Source organism: Legionella impletisoli (genome assembly GCF_900639875.1).
Classification (GTDB): Bacteria; Pseudomonadota; Gammaproteobacteria; order Legionellales; family Legionellaceae; genus Legionella_A; species Legionella_A impletisoli.
Window position 1 is genome coordinate 1 of the sequence record NZ_CAAAIA010000009.1, and the last position, 26,325, is coordinate 26,325.

Below are 26,325 nucleotides of genomic sequence, written 5' to 3' on the forward strand. Positions count from 1 at the left end.
CTCAGCAAGCCCATATTTTTCTAGGGAAGCCAATCAGTTTTTAATAAAATAAGCACGAAAACAGCTACAAACATGCAAATAGCATAAAAGATTTTTTTATTTCTTCTTTTTCTTTTTTCATGATCATTTAAACATTGTTGGCAAATTGGCTTAATTTCAAAAATTTCACCATCAGCATTATAACCTATACTAACTTCCTCTGAGCATACAGCATCAACATTGAAATGTTTGAAACATTTAGTCATTGATTAATGTCCTTCAAGCAGAAACTTTTTTGCTTTCTTTTTTATGATTTCGCCATTCTTTATCTTTAGAGAAGACAAGCGTTGCTGCTTCTTCAATAAAAAAACTTAAATCATTAATTCCTGCCCATTCCATATAGTTTTTAATTTCTTGACTGATTTCAGAATTAATCTCTATTTTAAAACGCTCTTTATTACTCTTTGATTGGCTATTTATTATCGGCATGATTAATTCCTTATTTTAAATAAATAATTATATAACAGATCCATACAATTTCATGTAAAAACCAACAACTTGATCTTTATGATTCTCGTCAGCAGCATTTATTCTTTCTGACGCTTCTTTATACGCTGAACTATAAATAAAAATTCCTGCAATAATATATAAAGAATAAATTATCAAAAACATATTAAAAAATCGGAACATTTATTTCCTTTAAAACGTAAAAAACATCAGAATAATATTTTACTAAAATTGAAAAACATATCAATCACAAACGCGCAATTGTCTGCGCTTCAAAACATTGTAAAAAATTAATATGAACACGATCCTTATAAATATTCTTGGTAAAAATAGAAGGTAATAGCACAGTTAGAGTTCTACACACACCACGCAACATTGATTGCATGGTGAAAAGCCTTATACATCAAGGCATATAGCTGATTTCTTCATTTATAAAAATGAGTTAAATTTTCCTGGTATTCAATATAGTTTACTAGAGTAAACATATATGACTTTTAAATAAAGGGATGCAGACATATGTATACTCTAGTTTACACAAGAAAACTAGAGTATACTAATTTAAGAAATGATAAAAGGAGAATAAATGTCTAATTTAGAAACAATATCAATCAAGGTTGGCGATAGAGAAAAAGAATTTCTTCATGATATCGCAGAACATTTTAAACTCTACAAAAGAAGCTCCACGGAGTTATCATACACAAAATCACTACAATTTTTAATCGAATTTTGTCTGCAACATGATATAAACCCAACAAAAAAAGAAGATAATAACATACAGGAAATTAGAAAAATGATAGAGCAAATTCATGCCTCAATCCCTCATGTTTTGTATCAAAATTCACTGCAAAGCACTATTCTTTTTAGTAATTGTAATGATGATACTGGCGAGGCTGCAAAACATAAATCAATTGATTATATAAACAATACTATTGCTGGTTTTCAGAATAATCATTACAAATATGTTAAAGCAAAATTAAATAAATTTGGTGCTAAAACCATACCTCTTGAAGAAGGAGAAAGCTTGTGGAGCTAACCGTTGATATTGGACAAGATGTTTATGACGATCTTGAAACCGCTGCCAAATTAGAAGGTAAAAATATAAAATCTATGGCATCAGCAATGCTTTCCTTGGGTGTTAAAGTTTTTTTAAACTCAAAAGAAGATAAGATCGATCCAACTACAAGTATTTTACTTAAAAACAGTGTTCGGTCGAATGAGATATTGATCGAATTACTGCATATCGTTTTTGATAAAGATAAAAGTAATCTTGGTGTTTATGATGCGGATACCGCTTTGGCATTGATAGAAAGGGTCGCTAACAAATTTATGGAAGGAGCTGAATAATTACAGCTCTCTTTCCATTTCCCTGTCTTTTTGTATCGTATTTTTCAAAGTTTTTTGAATCATTGATTCTGAATTGGAATGAATTTTTTGTGATTCTATCTTTAATTCTTTTATTAATTGGCTATGCGATATATCGTAATTATTTATATTTTTATTGGTATTAATATTCTTAAAGTTCGGTAATTTTTTTAGATTATAATCGGGAGATTCCAGTTTAGTTATTTGATTTTTTCTGTCGCATATTTCCTTGAACTCTTTTAGAGTTATTAGAGATTTTATTTCTTTTTTTAATCCATTTTTCCCATTTGAAATTAAAATATCATTTAAGTCTTGACCATTTTTTTTGGGTAATGAAATTAATACATCAAGCCCACTTTTATTAAGGCGTTCAACGGATTCAATGATATTATGTTTCCCGTCTTTTTTGTATTTATATGTCGCCTTTCCATCGTTATCAACACATAAAATAACTTTCTTGGTCGGTATTTTATCCAGTTTAATATTGCCAAAATTTTCTTTACCCAATACAGTAAAAACACGGGCTTTAGGATTTACCTCAAGAAGTGACAAGCCTGTTTCCACACCTTCCGTATAATAGGTTACATCCCCCTCGCCCCTATGATTTAAATTAACTGCAAAACCATTATTTGCACTATAAGTTTGCTTCACAACCTTGCACTTTTTTGTTTTGTTTGCTGTTTCTTGATCGAGCCTTGTGACTTGGACATGGTTTATTTGTCCTTCTTCATTTCTTGCAAAAGCAAGTAGTCCTGGAAGATATTCCACACCTTTATTTGTCTTCGTATAAATACCAGGGCAATAACGGATATCAGCTGAATCAAATTGGCTTATTCCCCTATGGATTAAAAGATATTTCTCTATAAGACTCCCTTTGATTGGCCTGGATTGTCGATAAAATTTAGCGGCTAAATTCTGCATTTTATCATTATGTTTAACTTCTGATTCTTTAATGGGTTTATTGATAACAGGTGCTAATCCAGGCGTGTAATTTGTAAAATTAACTGCAAAATCCAATACTTCTTTAAAATTTGAAAGTCCTTTTTCTAACTCAATTAAATGGAATAAATTTCCTTTATCTCCTGTTTCAAAGTTATACCATACCCCTTTAGTGAGGTTAACAGAGAGACTTCCTTTTGTACCATACCGATAGTTATTTGGTTTAGATAGACTATGATTAGGTTCTCCTAAAAGATGGGTGACCAGCTCACGAGAGCGTGAAATAAGAGTCGATAACACTGCTTCTTTATCTATTTTACCTTCTTTAAAATGAATCTTAGGTTTTGAATCTTGTGAAATATGAGATATCTTTTCAGGGTTATTATTTTGTTTTGTTACACTTAAATTCTGCGCAATATATTTCTGTCTTTCTGTTCTTTGTTCATATCTATCAATTTCCATGACAGCCGACTTTTTATCCGCATCTCGTTGTTTAACAGGATCTTCCATGCGCTCAAGCAACCCTTCCCTGTCATCAGTATAGATGGTTAAGTGATGCGATGGTCGAGTATTAATTATTTCATGAGATCGATGGGTGGTAACGACAACATTTCCTTTTAGCTCTAATCCTATACCGTATTTTGCGGTTGCTCCTTGTAAGGCATAAGCTGTATTTGTATAAGCATAATCCCAGTGTTGGCTTGATTTATCATTTAACAGTAATTTAAGTGCGTGTTCGCCATTTTCAATCAATACAAATTCAGGATTAATGGATTTAACTTGATATTCTTTATTTGCAACCAACCCTCTATTTTCATCACTGATCTTAAGACGAATACGATCGCCGCTCGCTAATTGTCCTTTGAATTCAGTATAAATACTTGCTTGTGCTTTAACTAAAACAGAAGGATTAATTGTATATTGTCCTTTATTTTCACCACTTAAATGAAGTTTGTTTTTATTTTTGTCAACTGCCTCGACTTTAAAGTATTCGCCCTTCTTGCCAATATGATAACTGCGGCCAAAGCGAATAATGTCACCCTTACTAAAAGTGTTCATGTCTATTAAATCAACTTTATCCTGTGACTTGGCAATAAGACGAGTAAATTCGTGCTCAATGTGTGATATTTCGGATTCTTTTTTTAGTCCTTCACGGATTAACACATCAATCTGCAACCGGTCTTTGTGTGCCGGAACCACTACCACGGTATTTTCCCGGCAACCTTTGGTTCGACTTAAGTAATCGTTAGCAATTGCCTCATAAATTGGATTTACTTTATCTATTGCCTCGTGACTATTATGTTGTATTTCAACTACAGACTGCCTATATTGACCAACAATCCCTTGTTTTCTTTCTATCCATTCACTTGGATTGATTTTATCCAGCTCGCCAAATGCTTTTCTAAGCTCACGATTAGAAGAATACTCCGCTGCTTTTTTTAAAGTGGGATTGGGGTTTTGCCTGACAATTTCATCCATATGAGCTGCATTTTGTGATTTTGTTTTTATAGTTAGCTCATGTGGGATACCGCTTGATAAAGACTGTAATTGAGTTATGTCTCCGGCAAAAAAAAGTCTGCTGTCTGATTCTTTTATGATTTTTTGCAGCTGATGATAGGAAAGATTATCAATCATCGATGCTTCGTCTGCGATGATAATCGTTTTTGAATCTATTGGTGTACTATTTGTTAGAAAGCTCTCTATCGTTTCTGACCCAATACCATTACTGATAAGCTCATCTTTTGCCTGATGTGTCGGCGCAACCCCTAATATTTTATAACCGTTTTGTGTGGCAATATTTAAAACTTCCTTCATCATGGTTGTTTTACCGACCCCAGCCAGCCCCTGGATGGAATTAAACCTATCGGTTGATGTGCAAATGAGTGTTACCGCATCTTTTTGCCCCTTGGTAAGATTTTTTGGTAATTCCAAAAGTTTATTTTTATCTTTTTCTATTGGTTCAATAACATTTTGTTCAGAAAAATTTAACTTTATGATTTCTTTTTCTAATTCAAGGGATTCTTTTGTAGTCCAGTAGGTATCCATATGGACAAGGCTTCCATCACGAAGACGTTCTTTTAATACAGGTGCAATATCATCAAAATCGATAGTGCCTAATGCATATTTCAAGGCGTGAGTCATTAGATCGCTATGTTTGAAAGCCGCATGTCTTTCGGCACATTTAGCAACCGCAAAGGATACGGCCAAGCGTGAAACTTCCTCTTTGTTTAAAGAGCTTTTGTTAAAATCCATGGCACTTATCAGGTTTACAAGGTCTTTTTCTATAATCTTATTGGCATAGGCTGCATTTCGATAAACCAGATCTGGTTTCTTCTCCGCAACTTCATGCGCACTCCATTTAATCTGTTCCTTGTCAAAAAAATTACGTGCTTTTATTTCATTAGCAGTAAAAAGTGTTATACGTTTTGCAGTTTCGCTCATCTCACCAATAATGTTTCTGTTTAATTGATAGGGTTTACTGCTTAGGATGATATTTTGATCATCCTTTTGGAGTTGATTGATTTTTTTTACATAAGCATGAGATAGATAACATTTTGAGAGCGTTTCATTATTCAGGATCAATGTGCGGTTTAAATTGTCTTTAAGCTCAATACCCTCTTTGGTGAGATCACTTACTTGAAAGACACTATCCTTGTCATATTTTTGCCTATTGATAAATAATGCCCTATCATTTCTAATTAAATCCCCTATAGCAAAAGATAATTTTTCTGCTTTAGATACCTGGAATTCGTCAACTTTATTCAGTTTAAAAGAACTTGTCTTGCCCTGTTCATTTTTTAATATTAACGATTCGCCTGCACGGTTTATTACTTCGTAGTGCTTTTGGTTAGCTGTAAATGCTTTAAAGGTAATCCTATCCCTTGGCGAATAATATTTAACATGCTTTTTCTGTGCATCTGTTAGACTATGGGTGCTCAAAACATTTGCTTCTTTTTCCTGTATCGATAAAAAACCTTTATTTTTGAGTTCCTCTCTAAGTTCTTTAGTCAATTCTTTTTTTTGCGAATTGTTTAAAGCAACAAGAGTAGTATTTTTCCCAGATACAATATTTCTTGCTTGTTCTGAAACAGCACTGGTATTAGCTGTTTTTGACACTGCAATTTCGACTTCAATATATTTTCTGGCACTTAAAACAGATGTTGATGAAACCCCATTCTCTTTGAGGGTTTTAAGAGGATTTCCTACAGAAAATCCATAAGTCGAATCTGTGTTGTTTAACAGTATTAATTTTCCACGATTTGAATCGGTAATTCCTTTTAATTGCTCAATATCGCTCAAAGACAGCTTTTGTGCATCGTGGACTATAATGACACTTTGTTTATTATTGGCATTAACCGTTTTACCATGATGATATTTAAAACCTGCTACTGTATGCACAATATCGTCTTTAAAAAGGTTTTTAAGCCATACAAAAAACCGTCCATGACTTTCTCTTTTAAGCTCATCGCTTAGCATTTGTGCATTATTTTTGCTTTGATGTAAAACATAAGCATTGATTTTATTATTCTCAGAAGTTTCTATAAATTCTTTGATTAAATCTTTTTGATTGCTAAGGCCATTAACCTCAAGAATTTCAATGGCGGTATTTTTTTTTAATAGTGTTGTTGAAAACCCTTTGCTTTCATCATTGATATCAAGTCTTGCGCTCTTTGTTTTAAGCACTGACTCAATAAATTCCCTTTCTCTTTGTATCATGCTCTCAGTTGTATAATATTCGAATGCTTTTCCTTGTAATCCCCCTTCTTTTAAACGATGAGATATTTCCTGCTCTATTTCTTCATGACTAATGGTTCCGATTGCAAAAGCAAAGGCTTGACGAACCAGGCTTGCATGCTTTACCTGAGTATTAAACTCCGTCAAATGTTCCAGTGCATCCGATACAGCCTCTTTAGCGCCTTGGCTAATGGCGATGCTTGCATAATCAATACTTGTTTTGCCAAAAGAATGACTTTTTGAAAGATTTCTCAGCGTTTCTAAATCAATTCCAAAAGCTGAAATATCGTCCTTCCATAACTGAATCAATGTTTGTGTATCAATATCTTCCTTCTTTTGCCTGGTTGCACCGTTAGATACTTCAGCAGCTTTTGCACTGGAATTTCCTTTCGATTCCATATCTTTAACGATTGCATCGCGTCTTTTTGATAGATGATCAATTAACTCTTGTGGAACGCCCTCTATTTCAAAATTTCCGTACATATCCTTAATGCGGATATCAAAGCCTAAATTTTTAATCTCCTTGGCCAAGGTTGACATATAAACCAAGCCTAGATAATGCTGATTTTGATATATAATTTCTCTAAACCCATGATCGAGGTTTTCCTTGTCTGTTTTGTCTCTGGAAGATAAAGCACGCCACATACCATCTAAGCGCTCGGTCATATTTAAAATGACCAGGTGAGTATGCAAATCAGGATCAAGTGCGCGTGAGGAAGTATGTAAAAAACTTGCTGCGGTTAAATTACCCGTTTTTTGAAAAGCTGTTTCGCGATTTATGGTAATTCTGGCTTCTGCTGCCATTTTCTCAATACGATCAAATACTTTTTGAACTGCTTTTTCATGTGCGCCAATTACTTTTTCATCCCCTAAGACCAGCCCTATTATTGATACAGACTTAGGGGCAGAAAGCGTAACGTCCGTACCCGAACGATGCTTCCTCTCACCATTCTTGCTAATTCCTAAAACCTCACCATTAGGTAACTCACCATTTAAAAGCTTTAAAAAAGGTGCCTGCTCAACCATGCCTTTTAAATCGAGTTTATCAGCCCCTTTCCCCATCCATCTGGAGCTTTCTTTTAAAGATTCTTTGTCTTTTAAATAGTAATTATCTTTAGCCGAATAATAATGAAGTGCATCTTGGGCATTACCCAATGGCTTAATTGTTAACATAGGCGTTCTCCTTAACAAGGCTGTCTTTTTTATTCAAAGTCTTTTATATGTACGGTAGGTGATTCATGTAATTCAATTTGATGTGCGGCATCTTCAATCTTGCGTTTTTGCTGCGATTCTTTTTCTAAAACCGTATTGGCTTGTTCTTCAAATTTTTGAATATTTTTAACTTCATCAACGATATTCGGATCGTTTTGAATTTGAAGAGCTGCTCGATTGATTTTTTCCAGCGCATCAAAATCAATAGGACGTTCTTTCAAGCTTTCACAAATTAAATTACGTTCAATATATTTGTTTTTTATCCGTGTAATAGGATGGTCGCCAACCATCCGCACATAACACTCTAAATCATCCAAAGTCATGATATGAGCAGCTTCAACAGTTTTCCGAATGGTTCTGTTAGTTCCGACAGTATTTCCATCCCGAACAGAATCAGGACCATAAGAACGCGATTCCTTTACCTCATTGATAATTTGTTCACCTAAATCTTCTGACACCCATTTGGCAACCTTAGCTTTAGGGCTTCTAAAATAAACTGAAGTATTTAATAAGTCGGCAATGGCTTCTGCTTCATGGTTGCCATATAAAAATTGCAGTTGTGAAATCGATTGAATGCCAATAGCTACACACCCACCAAATTTCCTGATATCAGCCATGGTATCAGAGAGCATTTCAAGGCGATGAAGACTTGCCAGCTCATCCATGACAATCCAGATTCTACGATTACTATCTTGCGTTAAGGATTGAACGCCCTGCATGACAAGCCCTAACCACAATGAGATTAATGGTTTGATTTCCTTATGGTATTTAGAACGTGAAGTGATGAATAACCATCCCTTGTTGTAACCTGGATGACAGGTGCCCTCAATCCACTGTTTAATGGAGAATTTTTCTTTATTCTTTTGATCAAGCCCTTCAAGAAACCTTAGTGCCTTGGTATAGGTTGCCAGTACAGATTTAATTGAAATTGCTGTTTTTTCAATTTCCTTGCTTACCAGGTTCTCAGATTCCGTACCTTTTAGAAGCCCTCGCATTTCATCAAGAGTTGTAGTGAGTAGTAGCTGCAATAACACAATAATGCTTTTATCCTCGCGCGGTTTTATCTTCCAGGCCATCGAGGTCAAAATGGTTCTGGCTGCATCTACCCAGAATGGATCACTGCCTTGCACAGATTTTGGAATAAGATAGGTCGCAACTGAACCAAGCTCCATAGGATTATCGCATTCTTCCCACAAATCCCAATTGGCACAAAGTTCAGATATGGGGTTTAATTCAACATCGATGTCTTTATTAAAAAAATAAGGCTTAATCGTACATTCTTTATCGTAGACGATAACCGGATCGCCAGATGCACGAAGTTGATCTAACAGCTGCATAATGGCTTGCGATTTACCTGCCCCAATAGAACCATGAAAGAAAACACCTTGTCTTTCAGAGCGCTTGGGCATAGGTAACTTACCTAATAACTTAATATCGGAAAGTCCTCTTTTTGATTTTTTTAATGAGCGAATAGTCTGCCTGGTATTTTTTGCAAGCCTTGTTCCAGAAATGTATTTGTCCTGACTTAAACGTTCACCCTTTTTCTTAAATAGAAAATAAAACAACCAAACGATAAAAAAATAAATTAAACCGCCAATAAGAACCACGCTTTTTAATCGAATCCAAACCATCAATTTAGCAAGGTCTACTGCCTTCATAATACTTTTTGAATGAATTAACATATCTGCGGTTAAGGCGTAGTCTTTTGAGTGCCATACAACCTTACTTCCTTTGCCAATCATTGCGAGCAAATGGCTTAAAGCATGAATGCTAATTAAATGGATTTCTTTAGCTGATGTGATATACAAAAGACTAAATACTAAAAAGGCAAAGCCAATGACAGCCCAGATAAAAATCTGCCCCATGACCTGAACCATCATGCGCATATTAAAATCAAATACTTTGCTTCCTCGTATAAAATGTAATCCCGATGCTTTCATCCCGTTAACTCCTGTCATTGTCATCTTGAGGCGGCAGAAATGAATCCTGTTTTCTCTTGTCATTGAGTTGGCTTATCAATTTTGTAATAACAGGCAGACCGACTCGCTGAGACTCAAGCGTGACAACTAAAACCATTAAAAGTGCTGTTATGACAAAGGTGGTGATCGAGGCTCCCATGATAGTGCCATTGATATCCCCCTCACTTTGCAGACACAGGGTATAAACTACGACATAAAGCCCGAAAAAGATTAACTCAAAGGTATTGATAACGCCCTGGATATAATCAAGCGACTTTATCTTTCCATGAGCTAAGGATTTAAACGCATAAAACTGACTCAATACCATAACGGCAACCAGTGCAAATAACGTATTTGGGATAAGGATATCGCGTGTTAAATGGGAAATATCTCGAAGGTATATAGCGCCGTTTAATGCGAGACCATAGACTACCACCAGGTTAATAAGACTTAATATAAAAAAATATTTACAAAAAACACCGATAAGCGGTTTATAAAAATCACTGACTCCTGAAGTATCTAGTTTTATGCTCTTTATATTAAGCAAATCCTCTTTAAGCTGTATTTGTAATTGTTGCGTTCTGTTTTTTCCGTTCATGGCTTCTCCCTAAAATAATTAGTCTTTATGTTCGCTTTGTTTCTTTTGGGTTGAATGTATTTCTGACAACCGGTCTTTCTGATGTGATACTGCATCTTTAGTCACCTGCTCCATATGTTTATAATCATCAAATGCTGAATGATGCTGATAACCATCGCGTAGCTCCTCAGCGTCAAACTGGGTTTTTACGTTTGGCTTTGCCAGTCCTTTAGCATGAACCTTTTGGTTAACAGAGGACACATTCTGCTGATGATTTCCTCCAATTTCGGTTTTTACATCGCTTGCAATCCTTTCTGCCTGAGCATGGTAGCTTCCAGAAATATGGCTTTTGGTTGACTGAATTTGAGACGTTACCTCTTGATTAACCAGGCTTTGGGCGGCGCTCGAATTCATAAATTCATCTGCATAAGTTTTTTGTGCAGCAATCGAGGCACTATCCGTACTAAGCATAGTTTCAATCCCTTGCGAACCATAATGTTCAGCCACATAATTATGAAATGCCTGGTTAAAGTTCGCATCAATACTGGACGCTTGCTCCTTGGCGTGATTACTTGCTGCCTGATAATTTAATCCCTGCGAATATTCACTACTTGCTTGAGACATTAAAGATGCCCCTTTAGAAATATTGGCGGCAATCTGTTCAGAACCACTTAAGCTATTGCTGTCAGATACATCGAGGTGCTGATTGTGCGCCGTTGTTCTCATATGGTTAAAAGCGCTTGAGAAAGAATTACCCTCACTGGAATTAAAGAAATCCTGCAAATTATTGCTAGAATGAGTGCCGTGACGCGCACTGCCACTGATTTCAACAGAAGCCCCTGTTGCAAGCTTTCCAGCCTTACCCCAAAGGGAACCGGAGGTATCTACTTTACCTGTAACCGCCTGATCAAATGAAACGTGCTTAGATGCATCATGATGGCTGTTATATTGCTGAACAGCGTCTTTCATATTGCGGATATCTTCATTATAGGAACTACTTGTTGTTTGACTAACCCCAGCACCCTGCCTGGTATCAAGTGAGGTCGAATCATTAAATTGGGATAATCCGGATAATGCCTGCTGTAAATGATGATCAGCTGCTGTTCGGTGAGATTGTGCGCTATGGAACGATTGCTGGGCACTCTGATTTAAACTATCAACCACCCTATCTGCCGCGTGTATTCCAACAGCAGCATTACTCATAGCCCCTTGAACATTACCAACGGTTGAACCATCGGACATCCTTGAAATCATGGCACCGTTTTCATGTTGAGCTGAAATCTTACCCTCGGCATAAGAACGGTTCGTATCAAATTTATGGGCACTGGTATTGTCATAATTCATGTTCCAACCGCTATAGCTCGCCATTGAAACATTACCCTGGGCAATACTTTGCGCCTCTCCGGTTGAAAGTGATTGGGCAATGCCACCAAAATGCTGCGCGGCATTACTTAAAACAGAGGCGATGCCTTTTGTAATGTAATAAGCTAAGACGGGAACGCTCGCAGCAAGTGCTCCAGCAGTATAGGCAAAAAAGCTATGGATATTAGCCAGTGAATCAATATTGGAAAAACTCACGCCACCGCTTTGCTGATTAAAAATATTCGTAGATTTACTTGATGCCATTGAAACGAAAAAATGAATGATGATAAAAAGCGGAGGCCACGACCACAAATAAGCCTGTGACTGAAGATAAACCTTATACACATTCTGAGTGGCTGGAAATAAGGATATTAAAAAGACCAACGGAAAAATCGATACCGTCAACATCCAAAAAACCGTCATGTAATAAGGCAAACGGTAACTGGCCAACCAAAAGCTATTAGCCTCTGCAATATGCATTTTATGCTGGCTTGCTGTATTGGTGTAATTCATTAAATCTGCATCAGCGCCATTAAAAGCAAAGGCATCACGAGCTGCATCTCTCGTTGCATTGATTAACATATTCTGAGTCATGATGTCGGCAGCTTTTTTAGATACACCCATATAATATTGATGTGCTGCACTCAAGGTATCTTCATATTTTTGCTTATTACCATTTGTCATTAATCGACTTAAACTTGCCAACTCATTATCTACAGAAGAGCTAATGCGCCCTCTTAGTTCGTTTGCAGCTTCACTACAACTTTTGTTTTCACCATCATGAAAAACGACTCTAAAAATAGGCGACTGTTTTGAGTTGTTTAAATACAAATCCTGTAGATTTTTAGAGTGGATTAATTCCTGAGCTGATATTTGATGGCTTCCCAATAGTTTTGCGGCAAATACACACTGACGGATAAACGCAGAAACATCACGGGATAATTCCGGCGCCCCGTTAAAATTAGCGCTTGTTGAGCTTAGCCAGGTACGTGAACCAAAAATCATTCCCGACTTATTATAATCCAAATCATCAGGCATTCTAAAAACATCTCCAAAGGTTAAGGTAATCGCTCGTCCAAACTGGCTTATAATTGAAGCAGGAAGCGCAATACCAATAGGAACATTATCAACTGTAAGCCCTTTCATTTCCTGTTGCATATCTACAATAGCTACAGATACATGAAGCCCTATCAGACAATAGAGCGCAAAAAACGTTGTTAAGAAATAACGAAGCAAGGCTTGCATTTTATTGCCAGTAATAAATTGAAATCCGGCCATACTTGCTGCCAATATCAAAATACAATCAATGGCACTGCTAAATGTATCGGTTCCCATAAGAGATACCATCGCATCCAATACTTCCTTGAAGTATTCCCCATTTTGTGGCGTATAAACTGTCAACAATGCGCTCATGATTGAATTCCTTCCTTGTAAGCTGATTGCAACATAGGGCTTAAGGCACTAAATGCCTGTTTTACATTTTGCTGAATCAATACGTTAGTTTGCATGCTCTGATTAAACCGCTCTCTCGACTCCCTGGAAAATTCATCTACAAATTGTTGCGCTTCACGAAGGTTTGCCAGCAACCGTTCTTCATTGCCAGCACCTGCATCCTTTCCTGCCAGTGAAGAACGAATAATAGAAAGTGAATTAGATAAATATTGCGATAACAAATCCGCTGCGACACTTTGTGCCAATACATAACTACCCTGAATGCCAATTCCTTGCTGTGCATTAGCAGCAATCAGCTTAAAAACATTATCATGGGTCATGTTAATCAAGCCTTTTTGCTCTTCACTTAAGGCAGTACCTGAACGAATATTGTCATAAATTCCCTGCATTAAATATTCAACTTTATTAACTATGCTGTCTTGGCTTTTAATGTCTTGATAAGTACTTGCTGAATAGGCCACATTCACACAGTCTTTTGTTTTTCCAGAATCCTGACACTGGTAGCTGGGAAGCTTGCCGCCGTAAAGCATGGATTTAATAAAATCGCGGTTGTTAACAAGTGATGGGTAAGTCGTTAATGCGCCTTTGTTATCAAATACCACTGTGCCAGAAATTGACATGTATGCTTCGGCCAGTTCCTTATTATTTCTTAAGAAAGCATTCTCCTGTAGCGCATCCCAGACTACATTTTTATTGTATAAGGCTCTATCTTTGTATTCAGGATCAGATTTTGCCTTTTCCAGTTGCGACTCGATTGCCCCACCCGTTGAGCATTCATGACGCGCTTTCGCCCAATCAGCAAATGCGCCTGATTTCATACCTAAGTCCTCACAAATTCTCTGGCTATTGGCTCGATTTTTTGGAAATAATGCACCGCCCATAGTCTCCCCTATCTCGCAGGAATTCATATTTGAACTGTTAATATCGTTTGCCAACTTCTGAATAAATTGCATGGAGTGGGCAATTTCAGGAAGCTCAGTCTCAAGCGCGAGATTCAAAGCATAGCCTGCACCGCTGGATAAGATCGATTGCATAAATTGAGTAATTTGATCCGTGCTAATGAAAGAAAAGCCACCGGCAATAATATCGATACTGCCACATCCTGAACGAAACCCAGGCACATCCACATGCGCGATTTGTATGTTTCTCACCTGATTTCTCATATATAAGCTTCCAGAGGAAACGTACCCTGCCGCCTGTGTTTGATAAACATGACTTCCTGTTACGTTAGAAGAAAAACCAAGATTATTAAAAAAATGATTTAACTCATTGCTTGTACTTGCAAAGCCACATTGCACGAACATAAGCAGCGTTATAGCTATACTTTTAAACCTCATCATTGAATTGCTCCTTAATATGCCCCATAAGCGTCTCAATCCGGCTTGCCAGCTGATAAGGTTCGGCTTCACCAAACAACACCGGATAGGCTTGATTTGTTTCTTGATTCAGTAAAAAAAGTGCTGGAACCATGGGTTTGAATCCACCAGAGAGGAAAAAAGTTCTAAAAAGTTCGGGGCTTAAGGGTTCACCTTTAAAAGGAGATAGGCTTCCTCCATCAACGCTATAAGCTTTGATTTTAATTTTGAAATGACGAGAGAAGTCATCCAGTATTGGGGCAAAATTATGACAATGCGGACAATCAGAGCGATAAATAAAAACAAGTGCATAGTGGCTTTGTAAATCGGCAAGCGCACTGCTGCCTTTTGTTGTCTTTAAGTTTGTTTGATAAGGGTTATCTAATATCGTATTAAGCTCGTCTAATGCTGGATTAGCATTTATCCCCTGCATGACCAATAACAACATTAAAACTGAAAATAATTTCATCCTGCTTCTCCTAATCCTTCATAACTAAATCGCTTAAAATCAGTTGCTACATCTAAAAATCGCGCTTTTAAATCCGTTAGAGCAACAAAGCCATAGGATAAAGGTGACATTTCTTGCGTTTTTAAATTAACCAGCATAACGGCTGGCAAAAAGCGTGCTTTAACAGGAATTTTTCGGCTTAATTGTTCAATTGAAACGTGTTTTGAATTAGGTAACTCCTGTAATACTTCGTCTGTTACTGAAACAGGAATCATCGAAAACTGGTATTCTTTTACAAAAGGTAAGAATACATTGGCAAAACGCCGAGACAATGAACTGTTTCCATGATAAATAAAAATTAAACCGAACTGTTTTTTGCTTGCTTGAAGTATTTCCTCGGTCAATAATTTTTGTTCATCATTTTTATTTGCAATCGCATTATTATCCGTTGGGAAATGCAAGCGATGATCTAATTCTGGATGGGTTAATAAAACACGCTGCCAATTTCTTACAAATGCCTGATGACGTTTGGCCATTTCTGTTTGTGCCTCAATATAGGATTGAGTGGATTCAACAGACGGGCGCAAAAGCGATTCAGCGAGTTTATTTAAGGTTTGCCGTCTTAGGCTCAACAACTCATCGTAAGGCTCCATGGTTGGCATTTGTTTTTGAACAGGCTTTTGAAGAACTGGCTCTTTTTCTTCAATCGAGGGGCTATACCAATGAAACCCTTTTGCGGTAACTGTATCCTGATGTGCAAGCGTTATGGCTGGCACCAATAATCCTAAAACCACTAAAAATCTCATGAGTTTGCCTCCATGCGCTCTTTGATACGCTGACTTGTCTTATTAACTAAATCACCGTCTTTTGGATTATTAACCGCCATATCATCTGCAATACCTGCTTTTTTATCCCTTATACCTGATTGGAAAGGGTATACAGGGGCGATGAAATCGATTTTTCCCATATCGATGCGTTGGAGTTCTTCTGGTGTTAATCCACCGCAATTAGGATATTTTGCCGTACCTAATGCCCCTTGGTTGATTTGCCTCAACCGTCCTTCTTCATGAATAATGCGTGCAAGTTTGCTGTTAAAAACACAATAAGTTCTTTTGTGCTCAATACAAATGCCAAGCTCTTTTTTACTGCAATACTTACCTAAGTAATGCACTTTATAGTCCAGCTTGGCACGCCCTAAAGCCTTATCCTCATCTCGACAATGGGCAAGATTTATCTTTTTCCCCCAGCCCTTATCAGAGCAACAATCGATCACATCCAAAGGCCAGATTTTGCACCTGGCAACAGAGCCAGCAAACAACGTTGGGTTTCCTTGTCTGTATTGGTTAGAAGCCTCGCCTACGGCTGCTATTGCTGAAACATCTTCGCCAAAATTTTTATTTTCTGTTGGCGTAGCTTTAGAACAATCACCATCTACACAATACAAATTCTTGGTGCAGGCTATAGGCAGACGGCAACTTTCTGTCTCGCAACTATAGGTTTGCTCATACAAATCGCAGGAATTATCGCCTATTCGGGCGCATTTCGAGCTAATTTGCATACACCCTTTTTGTTTGGGTATTTGACACTCATCAGCATGTGCTGAAACACATGAATAAGTGAGTGTTTTTTCCCAACATGGTCTTGTTACTTTCAAACCATCAATTACACGCGTTTTAATTGTATCAGTGCATTGTTCTTTCTTTATATGACAAAGACTGCCTTGCGCTTTGATATCCAAACAGCTATCTTCCCATTCATCTTTTGAAACGAACGGTTTGGATATTGCATCCACAGTGAGAGAAACCTGAACAGGATAATATCGTTTGAATTTCTTTGAGACATATAAATAAATGATGCCGCCATTAGAGCAACTGGGAAGCTGTGTGATCCCGACCCAATAGGCTGGTGCGCCGTTATTTAACACCGAGTGGACAGTAGTGCTCATCTGATCGCAAGGATGAGACAATTGAAGCGTTGAACTCACCTGCCCTCCTGCCCCACCAGAAATAGCGCCGGTCTTAAGATTAACCGCTATAGCACCCGTCCATTTCTTAGGGATAGTGACATAAAAATTAATCGTTTTATGTGTTTTCTCCTTGCTCACTGTGATTTTTCGTATCATTTTGCAGCTTTGATCTGGAAGCATTCTTGAGGTATAACAAGTCTCCTGTATTGTTTTTATTTCACATTGCTTTTTAGCTTCATCACAATTAATGCGTTCATTTGACTGCCCATGGACAATTGAGCTGCTTTCTTCCTCAATCAATTGTGCCTGTTTAATAGCTTCATTATTTTTATTGATTTCAAATTGATGTTTTCTAAAATTATCAATGATGGTCTGCCCAGCCTTATCATTTTTCAAAGCACTTTTAGCAGAAAGGGTTAAATCATTTTTTTCATTTTCTACACCCTGGTAGTATTTTTGGGTTTGGGGATTTGTTGTGTAATCTTCAAAGACTTTTTCTGGTTTAAAAGAACGTACATGATCCATTGGTTGATTGCCTAAAGATTTAGAAAAATCCTTAAAGCGCTTAAAGTCCTGTTCTGTTTGTCCTGCAAAAGCACTACTCAGCATAAAAACAAATAAAATAAATCCCTTATACATGGCCTTTCTCCAAAATATGAAACGCGACCTCCGATACTTGTTCACCACGTTCTGCTATAACAGCAAGGCTTTTTTTGATGGGTATGTTGCCTGATACTGCATCATACGGCTGATTCTCGCAGGCTTTTTGATATTTACACCAGGAAGGTCTTTTGGTAACAACAAGTGTAGGTACCGCAGTAATTTTAAACTGATCAAACCACACAGGATCAATTGAAATACCTGGAAATCTAATCCTGCGTTGTTTTGCTTCTTGAGTAATAGAAGCTATCTTTTCAAGAGTCTTTCTAAAATCCCCTTGAACTAACCCTTTAATCACAACAGGGATATTGAATCTATCTGCTTCCTGCGATAAAGCAAAAATGGTATCGGTTGGCATGGAAAACGAAACAAATAAAATAGCTCCATCAGCTGGTTTCCCACCTTTCCTCTCAGTATCCAGTTGATTTTGTTTTTTAACCAGCAATCCGTTGATCAGCGCTTGATATTTGGCAATGTCCGCAGCAGAACTATTTTTAATCTCAGTTTGACTTGCTTCAGATAATGATTTCTTGTTGATTTCCGATTGATTACCAATTGATTTCAATTGATCATTCATATTCGCATGAGCCAAAACTGTTGTAAGGAACAAAATTAAAGAAATTGTTGTTTTTATATTCATATCTATTCCCTTATAAAAAGCAGCAATTGCGCTTTCGCCAGATTAAAAAACCAAAGTTATCGCCATCATTGGGTAGGGTATGACCTGCTTCCCAAGTTGTGACAGACTTCCCAAAAGGATGGCACTGTTTCCCATCGGGGATGGTATTCACCATTTGATAGCGATAGCGCGTTTTTGGCAGAATGCTTGAGGTGTATGTTCGACATAAAGCAGGCGAGTCACGGCTTACAGAATCCCTGATTGCACCTAAACGGTGGAGCTTAAAGTCCACTCGCTCTGCCAATAGAAGGCTCGCTGAAATCGGACTGGTTTGATTGGCAATAAACCCTGTTAATGGATAGGTAGAACCCTGAGAACCCTGGCACCAAAACAAAGAATCGATAGCAGTGCTCTTTAAGGCTTTTGTCGCATCGGCCGCACAGGACGCTCTTGAAACAGTATTGGTAAATAGCGTTGCTTCTGGGTTTAAAATAAATGCAAGCTCTGAATCATTCCAGGTGGGATCAAGTTCACTTGGGTATAAAATATCAAAGCCATCATTTTGCATACATCCAAGCGATGCGATAACATTTAACCAATACATCAAAGGATATTTATACCAATGCACATAATAAAAAGCGCCGTAACCTTCTTCTATAGGTGATTGTGAACCGCCTAACCCTTTATGCCCCATATTCAGCGTGATACCACCTAGATTTACCATACAATAAGGCTTACGAGTTACATCAACTAGGGCAAAAGGCTCCCAAAAACCTATGGAAAGCCCGAAGCGAACACCAACATCACTATCACACGCGCAAACATATTTGGTGATTTTGGAATTATCCGTATCTGGGTAGCTTCCCTTAACTACTTTTGAGTGACCAATTGTTAATGGAAACAAGCAATCCCAACATACATCTGTAATAGGATTAACAAAATGCCCTTTACAAATAGAAGCCATACTTTGCATGGGAAGTATCAACAATATGGTTAAAAGCCACTTTTTCATGCAACTCTCCCTTCCATGATCTGCCATTGCAATCCCTTTTGCTCAACCACTGAAGGAACATGCTTGATATGAAGTTTTCGAGTCAAGGCACCCTGCCAGTCAAAATATACCCGTCCAAATAATTTAGAAGCCTCAAGGACACTGCCGCCCGTCAAAATAAACTTCACATGAGGATAGTTAGAATAATGTTCCTTAACCCAAACCACTTGTTTTTCATCGTCTGCATCAAAAAACATCAAGGCTTTTTTGAAACGAATTTTCTCAAAAGGATTAATGGCTGTACCTTTTTGCGCAATCAATACACCATCGGCATTATAAATATCGTGATTAACAGTAACCGTTGGTGATACATAATACGTTTTAGGATTTAATGTCGTGGATAAACCAAGCGGCTCAGGTCTTTCAATTTGTTCTTTGACATGATTGGATGCACGCTCTTGATAATTCATAAGCTCGCCGGACTTATCCATATCATTTAAGCGTTTAAAAATAACCTCTCTGATATCAATTTCTTCAACTGGATAAATGCCACCATATGAAGCAATGGTTCTGGCATTCACTAAACTTGAAGTGAATATGAAAATTAAGAAGATAAGGGATTTTCTAGGCATCTTCTCTCACCTTCTTTAGCGTAATGGCTACGATCTGATCGGTAATATCTTGTCCACCGTTGTTTGTCAGCAACTGACCGCTTACGATGGTGAGATTATTTGTTTTGCCATAGTCATGAATTACCGATGAAAGTCTGCTTGCGTATTGCTTCAATATCTTTTGTTGAGTCTTTTTTTCTAAAGATGTTTTAGAAAGCATGGAAGCAGGTCTAGATAACGCTCGTTGCAAGTCAATAAAAGCCACATTTGTTTTATGCGGTATCAAAACAAGCCAACCAATAACGATTATCATAACTGCAATGGACAAAGCTAAAATTTTATTAAGCATGACCGTCTCCATTGCTTTTTTCGGCCACTTTTTCTACCGCATCAATAAAAGACATTCCGCAAGAAACATAATGTTCAACGGAAGCATAATCATCACCATCCGAAGACAACATGACGCGTGTAAAAGGATCAACAAATAAACGATGAAAAGATGAAACTCCACCTGATTTAACTAGCACTTGAGAAAACCCTGCATCCTTAGCCTTTGGAAACGCTTTTAGCAATTTCATTTCATATTCACTAAACGTTTCATGGTGCTTGTTGTGTTCCGTGAGAGCTGCATTATCTTGTAAAAAAATAAACTTCAAGCTTGAGTTATCCCAAGCAGCCCGTGCTTCCTCAAATTTGTAATAGTCCTCGATGCCCTGGGTTATGGTAACAAAGGATGCTTTGTGTCTCCTTCCTGTACGAAATCCTTTGGTAATGAATTGTGTAGCAATGCTATCGCCAGTAAAAAACTTCCATGCCTCATCAATAATGCACATTTTTTGACGGGATCTATCAGAATTAAACATTCGGCGTTGAATCTGAGAAATAACCGAAAGTAAAACCGGAGAGCGAATAGCGGTATTGTCTTCAATCGATTTCAAATCAATCACAATAATGCGTGCATCAGGCGACAATCTTGACGGTTGATTAAATACCCTGCCATGCTCAGCACCCGTGCAATATCGTTTTAAGTTTTTAGCAAGAAGTCTACCTGTTGGGTAAGTATCTTTTTCGCTTGAAAAAAGGGCTAAAAGGCACTCTACCACATCATCAATGACAGCATTATTTCCCGATTTCTCAAATGCTTTGATAATTGCTTCCCGTAACGTTCCTCTGTCATCATCACTGGCTTGCGTTCTGGAGCAGGCTAAAAGCTCAAATAAATCTACTATGTCATCAATATCATCAAAAATATTTTTGACATGGGTAAACGGGTTCATCGCAAGATTTTCATATTCCAAATAGGTGCCACCTAATGCGTGGCATAATTTTTTGTAGGAACCTCCGATATCAATGACAAAAACATCCCCTCCATTAAACAAAACATTTAACAAAAGCATCTGTACAGCAAAGCTCTTACCGCCACCAGAAGTGCCGGTAATTGCCATGTTAAAATTTGTACCTAATGCATCATCGAAGGGGTTTAAGAGATTAAATTGATCGCGCATGGTTGGCATTAAAATCCCTTTGTTTAATCCCTGCCAATCGGATAACAATGGCATGTATTGAACAGCGTTCCAGCTTGATATCGGCCACATCATGCGTGGTAGTGAAAAATCTCTTTCAAGATGATTTGTAAACATAAAAGGCATAGAGGCCATAAAATATGGCAATACCATATTTTTCACCTTTGCAAGCTGAAGGTCGTTATATCGAAAAACAGAAATTGCCGATTCAACATCATGCTCTACCTCAGGAGGACGTGAAAACAGGAGCACGTTATATAGCATCTTTACGGCCTTGGTTTTGTGATCATCGAGTTCTTCACGAAATCTGCGCCAAGTTTTGGCTTGCTTTTCTGTACCGGCCACATTCACTGCATATGCGCTATTTGCCTTCTTATCCAAATCCCGTGTTTTTCGATTTGCTCGTGATAGTGCTTGTGCCTGATCATCAACTTTATAAGTCACAGAAATAATATGATTACACTGGATACTTTGGCCTTGTTCATACACATTGTTGGAATTATTAATGTTTTCCCATAAACGAAAACTGGCAGGAAGTTTTGACAGCGTTAAAACAGAAACATGAGAAGAAAAGGGCTTTCCCAAAGCATCTTGAGCGCTTATTTCTAAGCGGTCTTTTTTTTGCTCGCAATCAAAGCTCAAATCATTGGTTTGATAATGCAGCGGTTCACTCTGAATATATTCGCCCTGGTGGGGATAAATGCAATCAGGATTATTCGATAGGTAAAATTGAATTAATCTTAGAAAATCGCTAGCATTCCTTTGGAAAAATCCAATTTTGGCAGCCGTAAGTGATGCTTCAAACGCAACTTTAAACTGTGAAAATTTAGCTTTTAACGCTTCTTCTTTATCCTTGTTCGGACAATCTATAACAACAAAACACTCTGTATGTTTAAGACCTGCACGGCTTCTGGCGTGCGTTGAAAAACCATTGGTAGCAGCGCTATGATAAAATTTTTTGAGTTTGGAGCCTATGCGGTTTAAATGACCAAAGTCAGGATTATTAAATTGGTTTGCAAAATCATCAATTAAAAAGCCCACCTGATTATGCTTCACCCAAATAGCCTGTAGATTAAATTCATCTGTGACCTTGTTTCTTAAAATATCATCAAGCAATTCCGCTATGGTTTCATTTGCGCCGGTTAAGGGTACAATTTGATAGACAAGGCCGCAGCTGTTCTTATTAAAAAACAATCCAGATTCCTCATCATAATAACGATAAGTTAATAGCTCTGAGAACGATGGATAACAGGCTTCTTTTAAATTGTACTTTGTTTCTTGACGGCTGGTTAAAGGGGTTTGTACATCTTCAGCGCTCCATATTGTATTCCAAATATCAGCCACCCCGTTTTGCGCCTTTTTAATCCATTGCATATTCATAACGTCCTCCCTTTACTTATAAACTTCGGCTTGATTTGTTTGCTGGGATGAGTGGCGCGACCCTTTCGGTTTACACCTTAAGCATGCCTGCTGTACAAATAGCCCATCAGGAGTAAAACGGCGCTCGTCTACCATTTTATTAACCATCTCCATGCTTTGGCATCCGCCTCGGTCTATAAAAGGGCATCGTGCTTCATTATCTAAAATCGATTTTGTACATCCCTGCATTAATAAGACCATGACGCATGTCATTATCATTTTTTTGATCATTGCCGACCTCCTGGACTTGCTTCAGTAAACAGTGGTTGCAACCCTTTTTCTGCAAGAAATGCCTGCTCTGATTTTTGAGTTGAAACACCTTGCTGTTTTGCAATTTCATTTTGTACTTTTTGTCTTATGACATCATTGACAGGATTTGTATTGAAATCAGGCGCTGGTTGTACGCTTGTAATGGTTGTTCTTGTTGCTGAATCATCGTTTTGAGCCGCTTGATTATCAATTGCTTTGCCAGATTCAAATTTTTGATGAGCCTTATCAATCCAAAACCCTTTGATAAACATGACAGACACCCTTCTGCCAGCTCTTGCCACAACCAAGGGATGATAAATATCTGCTATCTTCATGATATAATCGGATACTTTATTGGCAGGATTGCTCACCGCCCCTCCTCCAGCAGACTGCAAAAGTGTCGATGCCTGGCCGTAAGTGGTAATGGTACCGGCTCCTGGGTTAATGGTTTGTGCGGTATTGAGATTTCTAAGCCCATCACCAATTCCCGCTAAAATTCCCGCAGCAGCACTGTATTCCAAAAGGGGTTTTGTTTTTAAAACAGGAGTTCCGCGTACATCCTGCATGGCATCTTGATCATAAACAGAACCATAGACCTTTAGCTCAAAATTCAAATCACTTCTGGCGCAAGAAAGTGTCTCAAGATGAATTACGACCGAATCACCAGAAAGATCACCAAAACTTGAACCTAAGACAAAACAATCTTTTAATCGAGAGCGTTTACCATTGGGCATCGTGCCATTTTCATCTAATCGAATAAGTACCGTTCCAGTATTTTTTGTTCCGTTAATGCCTGCATCACCCATAACACCTGTTAGCATAATTCCAGAGACAAATGTTCCTGCCCAAACATAATTAACAGGTGATCTCACATCTGTATGACGATTTGTTCTTTGAAACCGGACAGTTTCTAAGCCCGCATTGCGGTAGTATTCTCGTGCCCTTTGTGCTTTTGTCCTTAGCTTTGCTGCCTGTTCCTCACGTGTTGGCGGCCTAATGTTAAGGGATGCCTGCTCTGTTTTAAGCATTGCCACCTGTAATTTTTCATTGGTCTTCTTATTTTCTTCTTCCAAAGCGTTTAGTTTTTCGTTTAAAGCCTGGATAAGCCTTTTTGTATTCTCATCAGCTACAGGCTTTATATTCCCTTTATCTTTTTCACGCTTTGTTTCAGCATCGCGAAGGCGTTGGTTCAATGCGTCAATCTCTTTTTGCTGCTTTAATAAAACAGCCTCATCACTATTTTCACTGAAATGTGAATCAAAAACGCCGTCAAAAGCCAATTCTTCTGGCACGACTTTTTTTATTGTGTGCCGTTTGGTGGAAAACAGGTAAAACCCATAGGAGGCCAAACAAACACTTGCAATAACCAAGGCTACAATCATTTGATCTCGTTTGGCCTTTAAATTGGGGTTGTTCGACTTTTGTTTTATAAGTCCTTTGATTTTTTCGATCATCCCCTACTCCTTGACATGTCGTTATAAACCGCATAGAGATAAGCTTTTTCAGATGGGTTAAGTTCATTTTTTGAGAGGTGTATAGCTTTAGTATTTTTATTTTTACTAAACCATGCCTTGTCTAATTTAACTTTCGCTTTAGAAGTATTTTCTATTTCATAAACATAACTTTTAAGGCTATTTCCTTGATAAACTCTGATAGGTTTTGTTTTGATAATCTTTTGAAGAAAGAAAGATTGTCCATTAAATTTAACCTGCTCGAACCCTCTTGGTGTCTGCAAATTCTCCATATCCTGAAATATTTGATCAACCTCGCTCAAAACCTGTGGCTTTTCTTTTCTTATGAAGTCATTAGATTTATCTGCAACTCTTTTTACGTTCTTTATCAGAGATGCCGGAACCATTTCAAAGGTTTTACCTAAAGACTCATCGCTATTTGCCTGTATTGAGAAGTGGTGATGCTTATTCGTGGTGATAAATAAAGTTAATTTATCGTCAAAAGTCGGCTTCAAATAGATGGATTCAAGTCCCGAATCTATTTCATCTTTATTTGGTTTTTCAACAGTAAATGTTCCTTCAAGAAATCGAATTTCAGTAATTTTTTCTCCTTTAACATAAAGTCTGTTAAAGTTGATTTTTGAAAGGGTTAGCTGAATACTTTCTCCCTCTTTAAACACGATATCCTGGGGCATAGATGCTTGTGCATTCATCGATAAAATCCCCATAATTAAGGCGGTTTTAAGCTTTTTCATGTTTCACCTCAGTAATTGATAAAGGACTCAATTCGCCACCTTTAAATACAAACTTCAACTCATAAGTTTTGTATACAGGCTTTAATGCTAATCCGTGTGATGTCCGATGAAGGAAGCCGGAAATAAGCGCCATATGATGTTTGGTATCAACCGATACTTTGTCAGAATAAAAAACAGAACTGATGTTTTTCTTTTTTACTGCTTCTATTTCAAGAGACAGGCGTTTATTAACTTTCTCCTGATAAGAAGCTTGCGTTAAATGGATTAAGGTTGAGTAGCGCGCATCAATGGTTTCAGGATTATATGTCAGCCTTAAGTCTGCCACTTTTTTTGCCATCTCACGCAAATAAGCTGGTGAATATTCCGTTTCTCCGACCCAAAAATCACTTGTGGAGCATACGGGCAACCAATGCGTTTTCTGGTGCTTAAAGCCATAAAAATTGATAAGTGACAGAATTAATAATGACACCGTGCTTACAAGCGCCCAGATAAAAGTGATGCGCAAACTCAGTCGATATTTTGATATGGCATCATCTCTAAACTTAATATCCATAATCCGCTACCTTATATATAAACGATGTGCTGAATCAGGGGATTTATGGAACAACAAAACCGTTAAATACCTTGGTAAAGTCCAATATAAAATCCCCCAAAACTGTCGAATGGGAAGCCCGCCAAACTTATAGTGCATAAACAGACTAATACCCGAACCTAAGATAAAAAGCGGCAATGAATGACCAAATAGCAGCCCTATTACAGTAAGTAGAAGCACTGGTAAGCCTGTAGTGATAGGGATGCCAAGAATCTTTGGTTCATCTGACAAAACGAAAGTCTGGTAATCTTTCATAATCAGCTCAGCGCAAAATGAGTAAAAATCATCAATACTGGAACACCGGCTAAAACCATTAGATTTTTGGTTTTGATATAAGCCATCGCCCCGACAACGCCTTCCGCGAGAAGCAGAAAATAAGGAACATCTGAATTAGCCCCAAAAGTATCGGCAATATCTGATTTAAGTCCTGATAAATGATTTGTCGCATGGCTATCAGATGCATAAAACATCATGAAACCTAATAACACCATCATCATTAATAAGTTCCAATAAACACTCATGTTATTGGTTACACTGCTTTGTTTTTTCATCATTTCCTCTCCTGAAATTGACTAAAAATAATTAACTTACCTTTTTTTAGGG

Annotated in this window: 23 protein-coding genes; 2 read left to right on the forward strand and 21 right to left on the reverse strand. The window is 37.6% G+C overall.

All coding sequences use genetic code 11. The annotated features are described in order from the left end of the window. Positions 1-20: 20 nt before the first annotated feature. Together E1O41_RS09880 and E1O41_RS09885 are read right to left on the reverse strand one after the other, a co-directional pair. Positions 21-245, reverse strand: coding sequence for a hypothetical protein (locus tag E1O41_RS09880; RefSeq protein WP_131777170.1), 225 nt, complete (start codon positions 243-245; stop codon positions 21-23). A gap of 13 nt (positions 246-258) precedes the next feature. Beyond that, the gene (locus tag E1O41_RS09885; RefSeq protein ID WP_131777171.1) at positions 259-468 is read right to left on the reverse strand and encodes a hypothetical protein; all 210 of its coding nucleotides are present in this window, start codon (positions 466-468) and stop codon (positions 259-261) included. A 601-nt stretch (positions 469-1,069) separates the two neighbouring features. On the opposite strand from E1O41_RS09885, the gene E1O41_RS09890 reads away from it, so the two are divergent. Together E1O41_RS09890 and E1O41_RS09895 are read left to right on the forward strand one after the other, a co-directional pair. Continuing rightward, a complete protein-coding gene (locus E1O41_RS09890) occupies positions 1,070-1,519 on the forward strand; it encodes a hypothetical protein (RefSeq protein WP_131777172.1) in 450 nt (149 codons plus the stop codon). Next, complete coding sequence (locus E1O41_RS09895) at positions 1,510-1,830, forward strand: hypothetical protein (RefSeq protein ID WP_131777173.1); 321 nt, start codon at positions 1,510-1,512, stop codon at positions 1,828-1,830. Before E1O41_RS09890 ends, E1O41_RS09895 begins: the two co-directional genes overlap by 10 nt. On the opposite strand, the gene traI is transcribed toward E1O41_RS09895, so the two are convergent. From traI to E1O41_RS09990, 19 genes are read right to left on the reverse strand one after another with little or no spacing between them, the layout of a single operon-like run. Further along, positions 1,831-7,695, reverse strand: coding sequence for a conjugative transfer relaxase/helicase TraI (traI, locus tag E1O41_RS09900; protein WP_131777174.1), 5,865 nt, complete (start codon positions 7,693-7,695; stop codon positions 1,831-1,833). A 29-nt stretch (positions 7,696-7,724) separates the two neighbouring features. Continuing rightward, positions 7,725-9,674, reverse strand: a complete 1,950-nt coding sequence (gene traD, locus E1O41_RS09905; protein ID WP_131777175.1) for a type IV conjugative transfer system coupling protein TraD — start codon at positions 9,672-9,674, stop codon at positions 7,725-7,727. A gap of 4 nt (positions 9,675-9,678) precedes the next feature. Beyond that, a complete protein-coding gene (locus tag E1O41_RS09910) occupies positions 9,679-10,290 on the reverse strand; it encodes a M48 family metalloprotease (protein ID WP_131777176.1) in 612 nt (203 codons plus the stop codon). Between the two features lie 18 nt (positions 10,291-10,308). Then, positions 10,309-13,044: a conjugal transfer protein TraG N-terminal domain-containing protein gene (locus E1O41_RS09915; RefSeq protein ID WP_131777177.1), complete on the reverse strand. Its 2,736-nt coding sequence runs from the start codon at positions 13,042-13,044 to the stop codon at positions 10,309-10,311. Then, on the reverse strand, positions 13,041-14,423 hold the full coding sequence (locus E1O41_RS09920; protein ID WP_131777178.1) for a conjugal transfer protein TraH: 1,383 nt from the start codon (positions 14,421-14,423) through the stop codon (positions 13,041-13,043). The genes E1O41_RS09915 and E1O41_RS09920 overlap by 4 nt, the downstream gene beginning before the upstream one ends. Further along, positions 14,410-14,907: a conjugal transfer protein TraF gene (gene traF, locus E1O41_RS09925; RefSeq protein ID WP_131777179.1), complete on the reverse strand. Its 498-nt coding sequence runs from the start codon at positions 14,905-14,907 to the stop codon at positions 14,410-14,412. Before traF (E1O41_RS09925) ends, E1O41_RS09920 begins: the two co-directional genes overlap by 14 nt. After that, complete coding sequence (gene traF / locus E1O41_RS09930) at positions 14,904-15,692, reverse strand: type-F conjugative transfer system pilin assembly protein TraF (protein ID WP_131777180.1); 789 nt, start codon at positions 15,690-15,692, stop codon at positions 14,904-14,906. Before traF (E1O41_RS09930) ends, traF (E1O41_RS09925) begins: the two co-directional genes overlap by 4 nt. After that, complete coding sequence (gene traN, locus E1O41_RS09935) at positions 15,689-17,491, reverse strand: type-F conjugative transfer system mating-pair stabilization protein TraN (RefSeq protein WP_131777181.1); 1,803 nt, start codon at positions 17,489-17,491, stop codon at positions 15,689-15,691. Before traN ends, traF (E1O41_RS09930) begins: the two co-directional genes overlap by 4 nt. Then, positions 17,484-18,152, reverse strand: coding sequence for a type-F conjugative transfer system pilin assembly protein TrbC (trbC, locus tag E1O41_RS09940; RefSeq protein ID WP_131777182.1), 669 nt, complete (start codon positions 18,150-18,152; stop codon positions 17,484-17,486). Before trbC ends, traN begins: the two co-directional genes overlap by 8 nt. A gap of 10 nt (positions 18,153-18,162) precedes the next feature. Then, entirely contained in the window at positions 18,163-19,143 is a 981-nt protein-coding gene (gene traU, locus E1O41_RS09945) for a conjugal transfer pilus assembly protein TraU (protein WP_131777183.1), read from the reverse strand. Next, entirely contained in the window at positions 19,140-19,754 is a 615-nt protein-coding gene (gene traW, locus E1O41_RS09950) for a type-F conjugative transfer system protein TraW (RefSeq protein ID WP_131777184.1), read from the reverse strand. Before traW ends, traU begins: the two co-directional genes overlap by 4 nt. Next, positions 19,747-20,082 carry a hypothetical protein gene (locus E1O41_RS09955; protein WP_131777185.1) on the reverse strand — a complete coding sequence of 112 codons (336 nt, stop codon included), beginning with the start codon at positions 20,080-20,082 and terminating at the stop codon, positions 19,747-19,749. The genes traW and E1O41_RS09955 overlap by 8 nt, the downstream gene beginning before the upstream one ends. Beyond that, entirely contained in the window at positions 20,075-22,636 is a 2,562-nt protein-coding gene (gene traC, locus E1O41_RS09960; RefSeq protein WP_229669381.1) for a type IV secretion system protein TraC, read from the reverse strand. The genes E1O41_RS09955 and traC overlap by 8 nt, the downstream gene beginning before the upstream one ends. A gap of 12 nt (positions 22,637-22,648) precedes the next feature. Next, a complete protein-coding gene (locus E1O41_RS09965) occupies positions 22,649-22,906 on the reverse strand; it encodes a hypothetical protein (RefSeq protein WP_131777186.1) in 258 nt (85 codons plus the stop codon). Continuing rightward, the gene (locus tag E1O41_RS09970) at positions 22,903-24,378 is read right to left on the reverse strand and encodes a TraB/TrbI/VirB10 family type IV secretion system protein (protein ID WP_131777187.1); all 1,476 of its coding nucleotides are present in this window, start codon (positions 24,376-24,378) and stop codon (positions 22,903-22,905) included. The genes E1O41_RS09965 and E1O41_RS09970 overlap by 4 nt, the downstream gene beginning before the upstream one ends. Next, positions 24,375-25,130 (reverse strand): type-F conjugative transfer system secretin TraK, encoded by a 756-nt coding sequence (gene traK, locus E1O41_RS09975; protein ID WP_131777188.1) that lies wholly within the window; start codon positions 25,128-25,130, stop codon positions 24,375-24,377. Before traK ends, E1O41_RS09970 begins: the two co-directional genes overlap by 4 nt. Next, positions 25,117-25,683 (reverse strand): TraE/TraK family type IV conjugative transfer system protein, encoded by a 567-nt coding sequence (locus E1O41_RS09980; protein WP_131777189.1) that lies wholly within the window; start codon positions 25,681-25,683, stop codon positions 25,117-25,119. The genes traK and E1O41_RS09980 overlap by 14 nt, the downstream gene beginning before the upstream one ends. 6 nt (positions 25,684-25,689) lie before the next feature. After that, complete coding sequence (gene traL / locus E1O41_RS09985) at positions 25,690-25,977, reverse strand: type IV conjugative transfer system protein TraL (protein WP_229669380.1); 288 nt, start codon at positions 25,975-25,977, stop codon at positions 25,690-25,692. A 2-nt stretch (positions 25,978-25,979) separates the two neighbouring features. Beyond that, positions 25,980-26,276, reverse strand: a complete 297-nt coding sequence (locus tag E1O41_RS09990) for a type IV conjugative transfer system pilin TraA (RefSeq protein ID WP_131777190.1) — start codon at positions 26,274-26,276, stop codon at positions 25,980-25,982. Positions 26,277-26,325 lie beyond the last annotated feature (49 nt).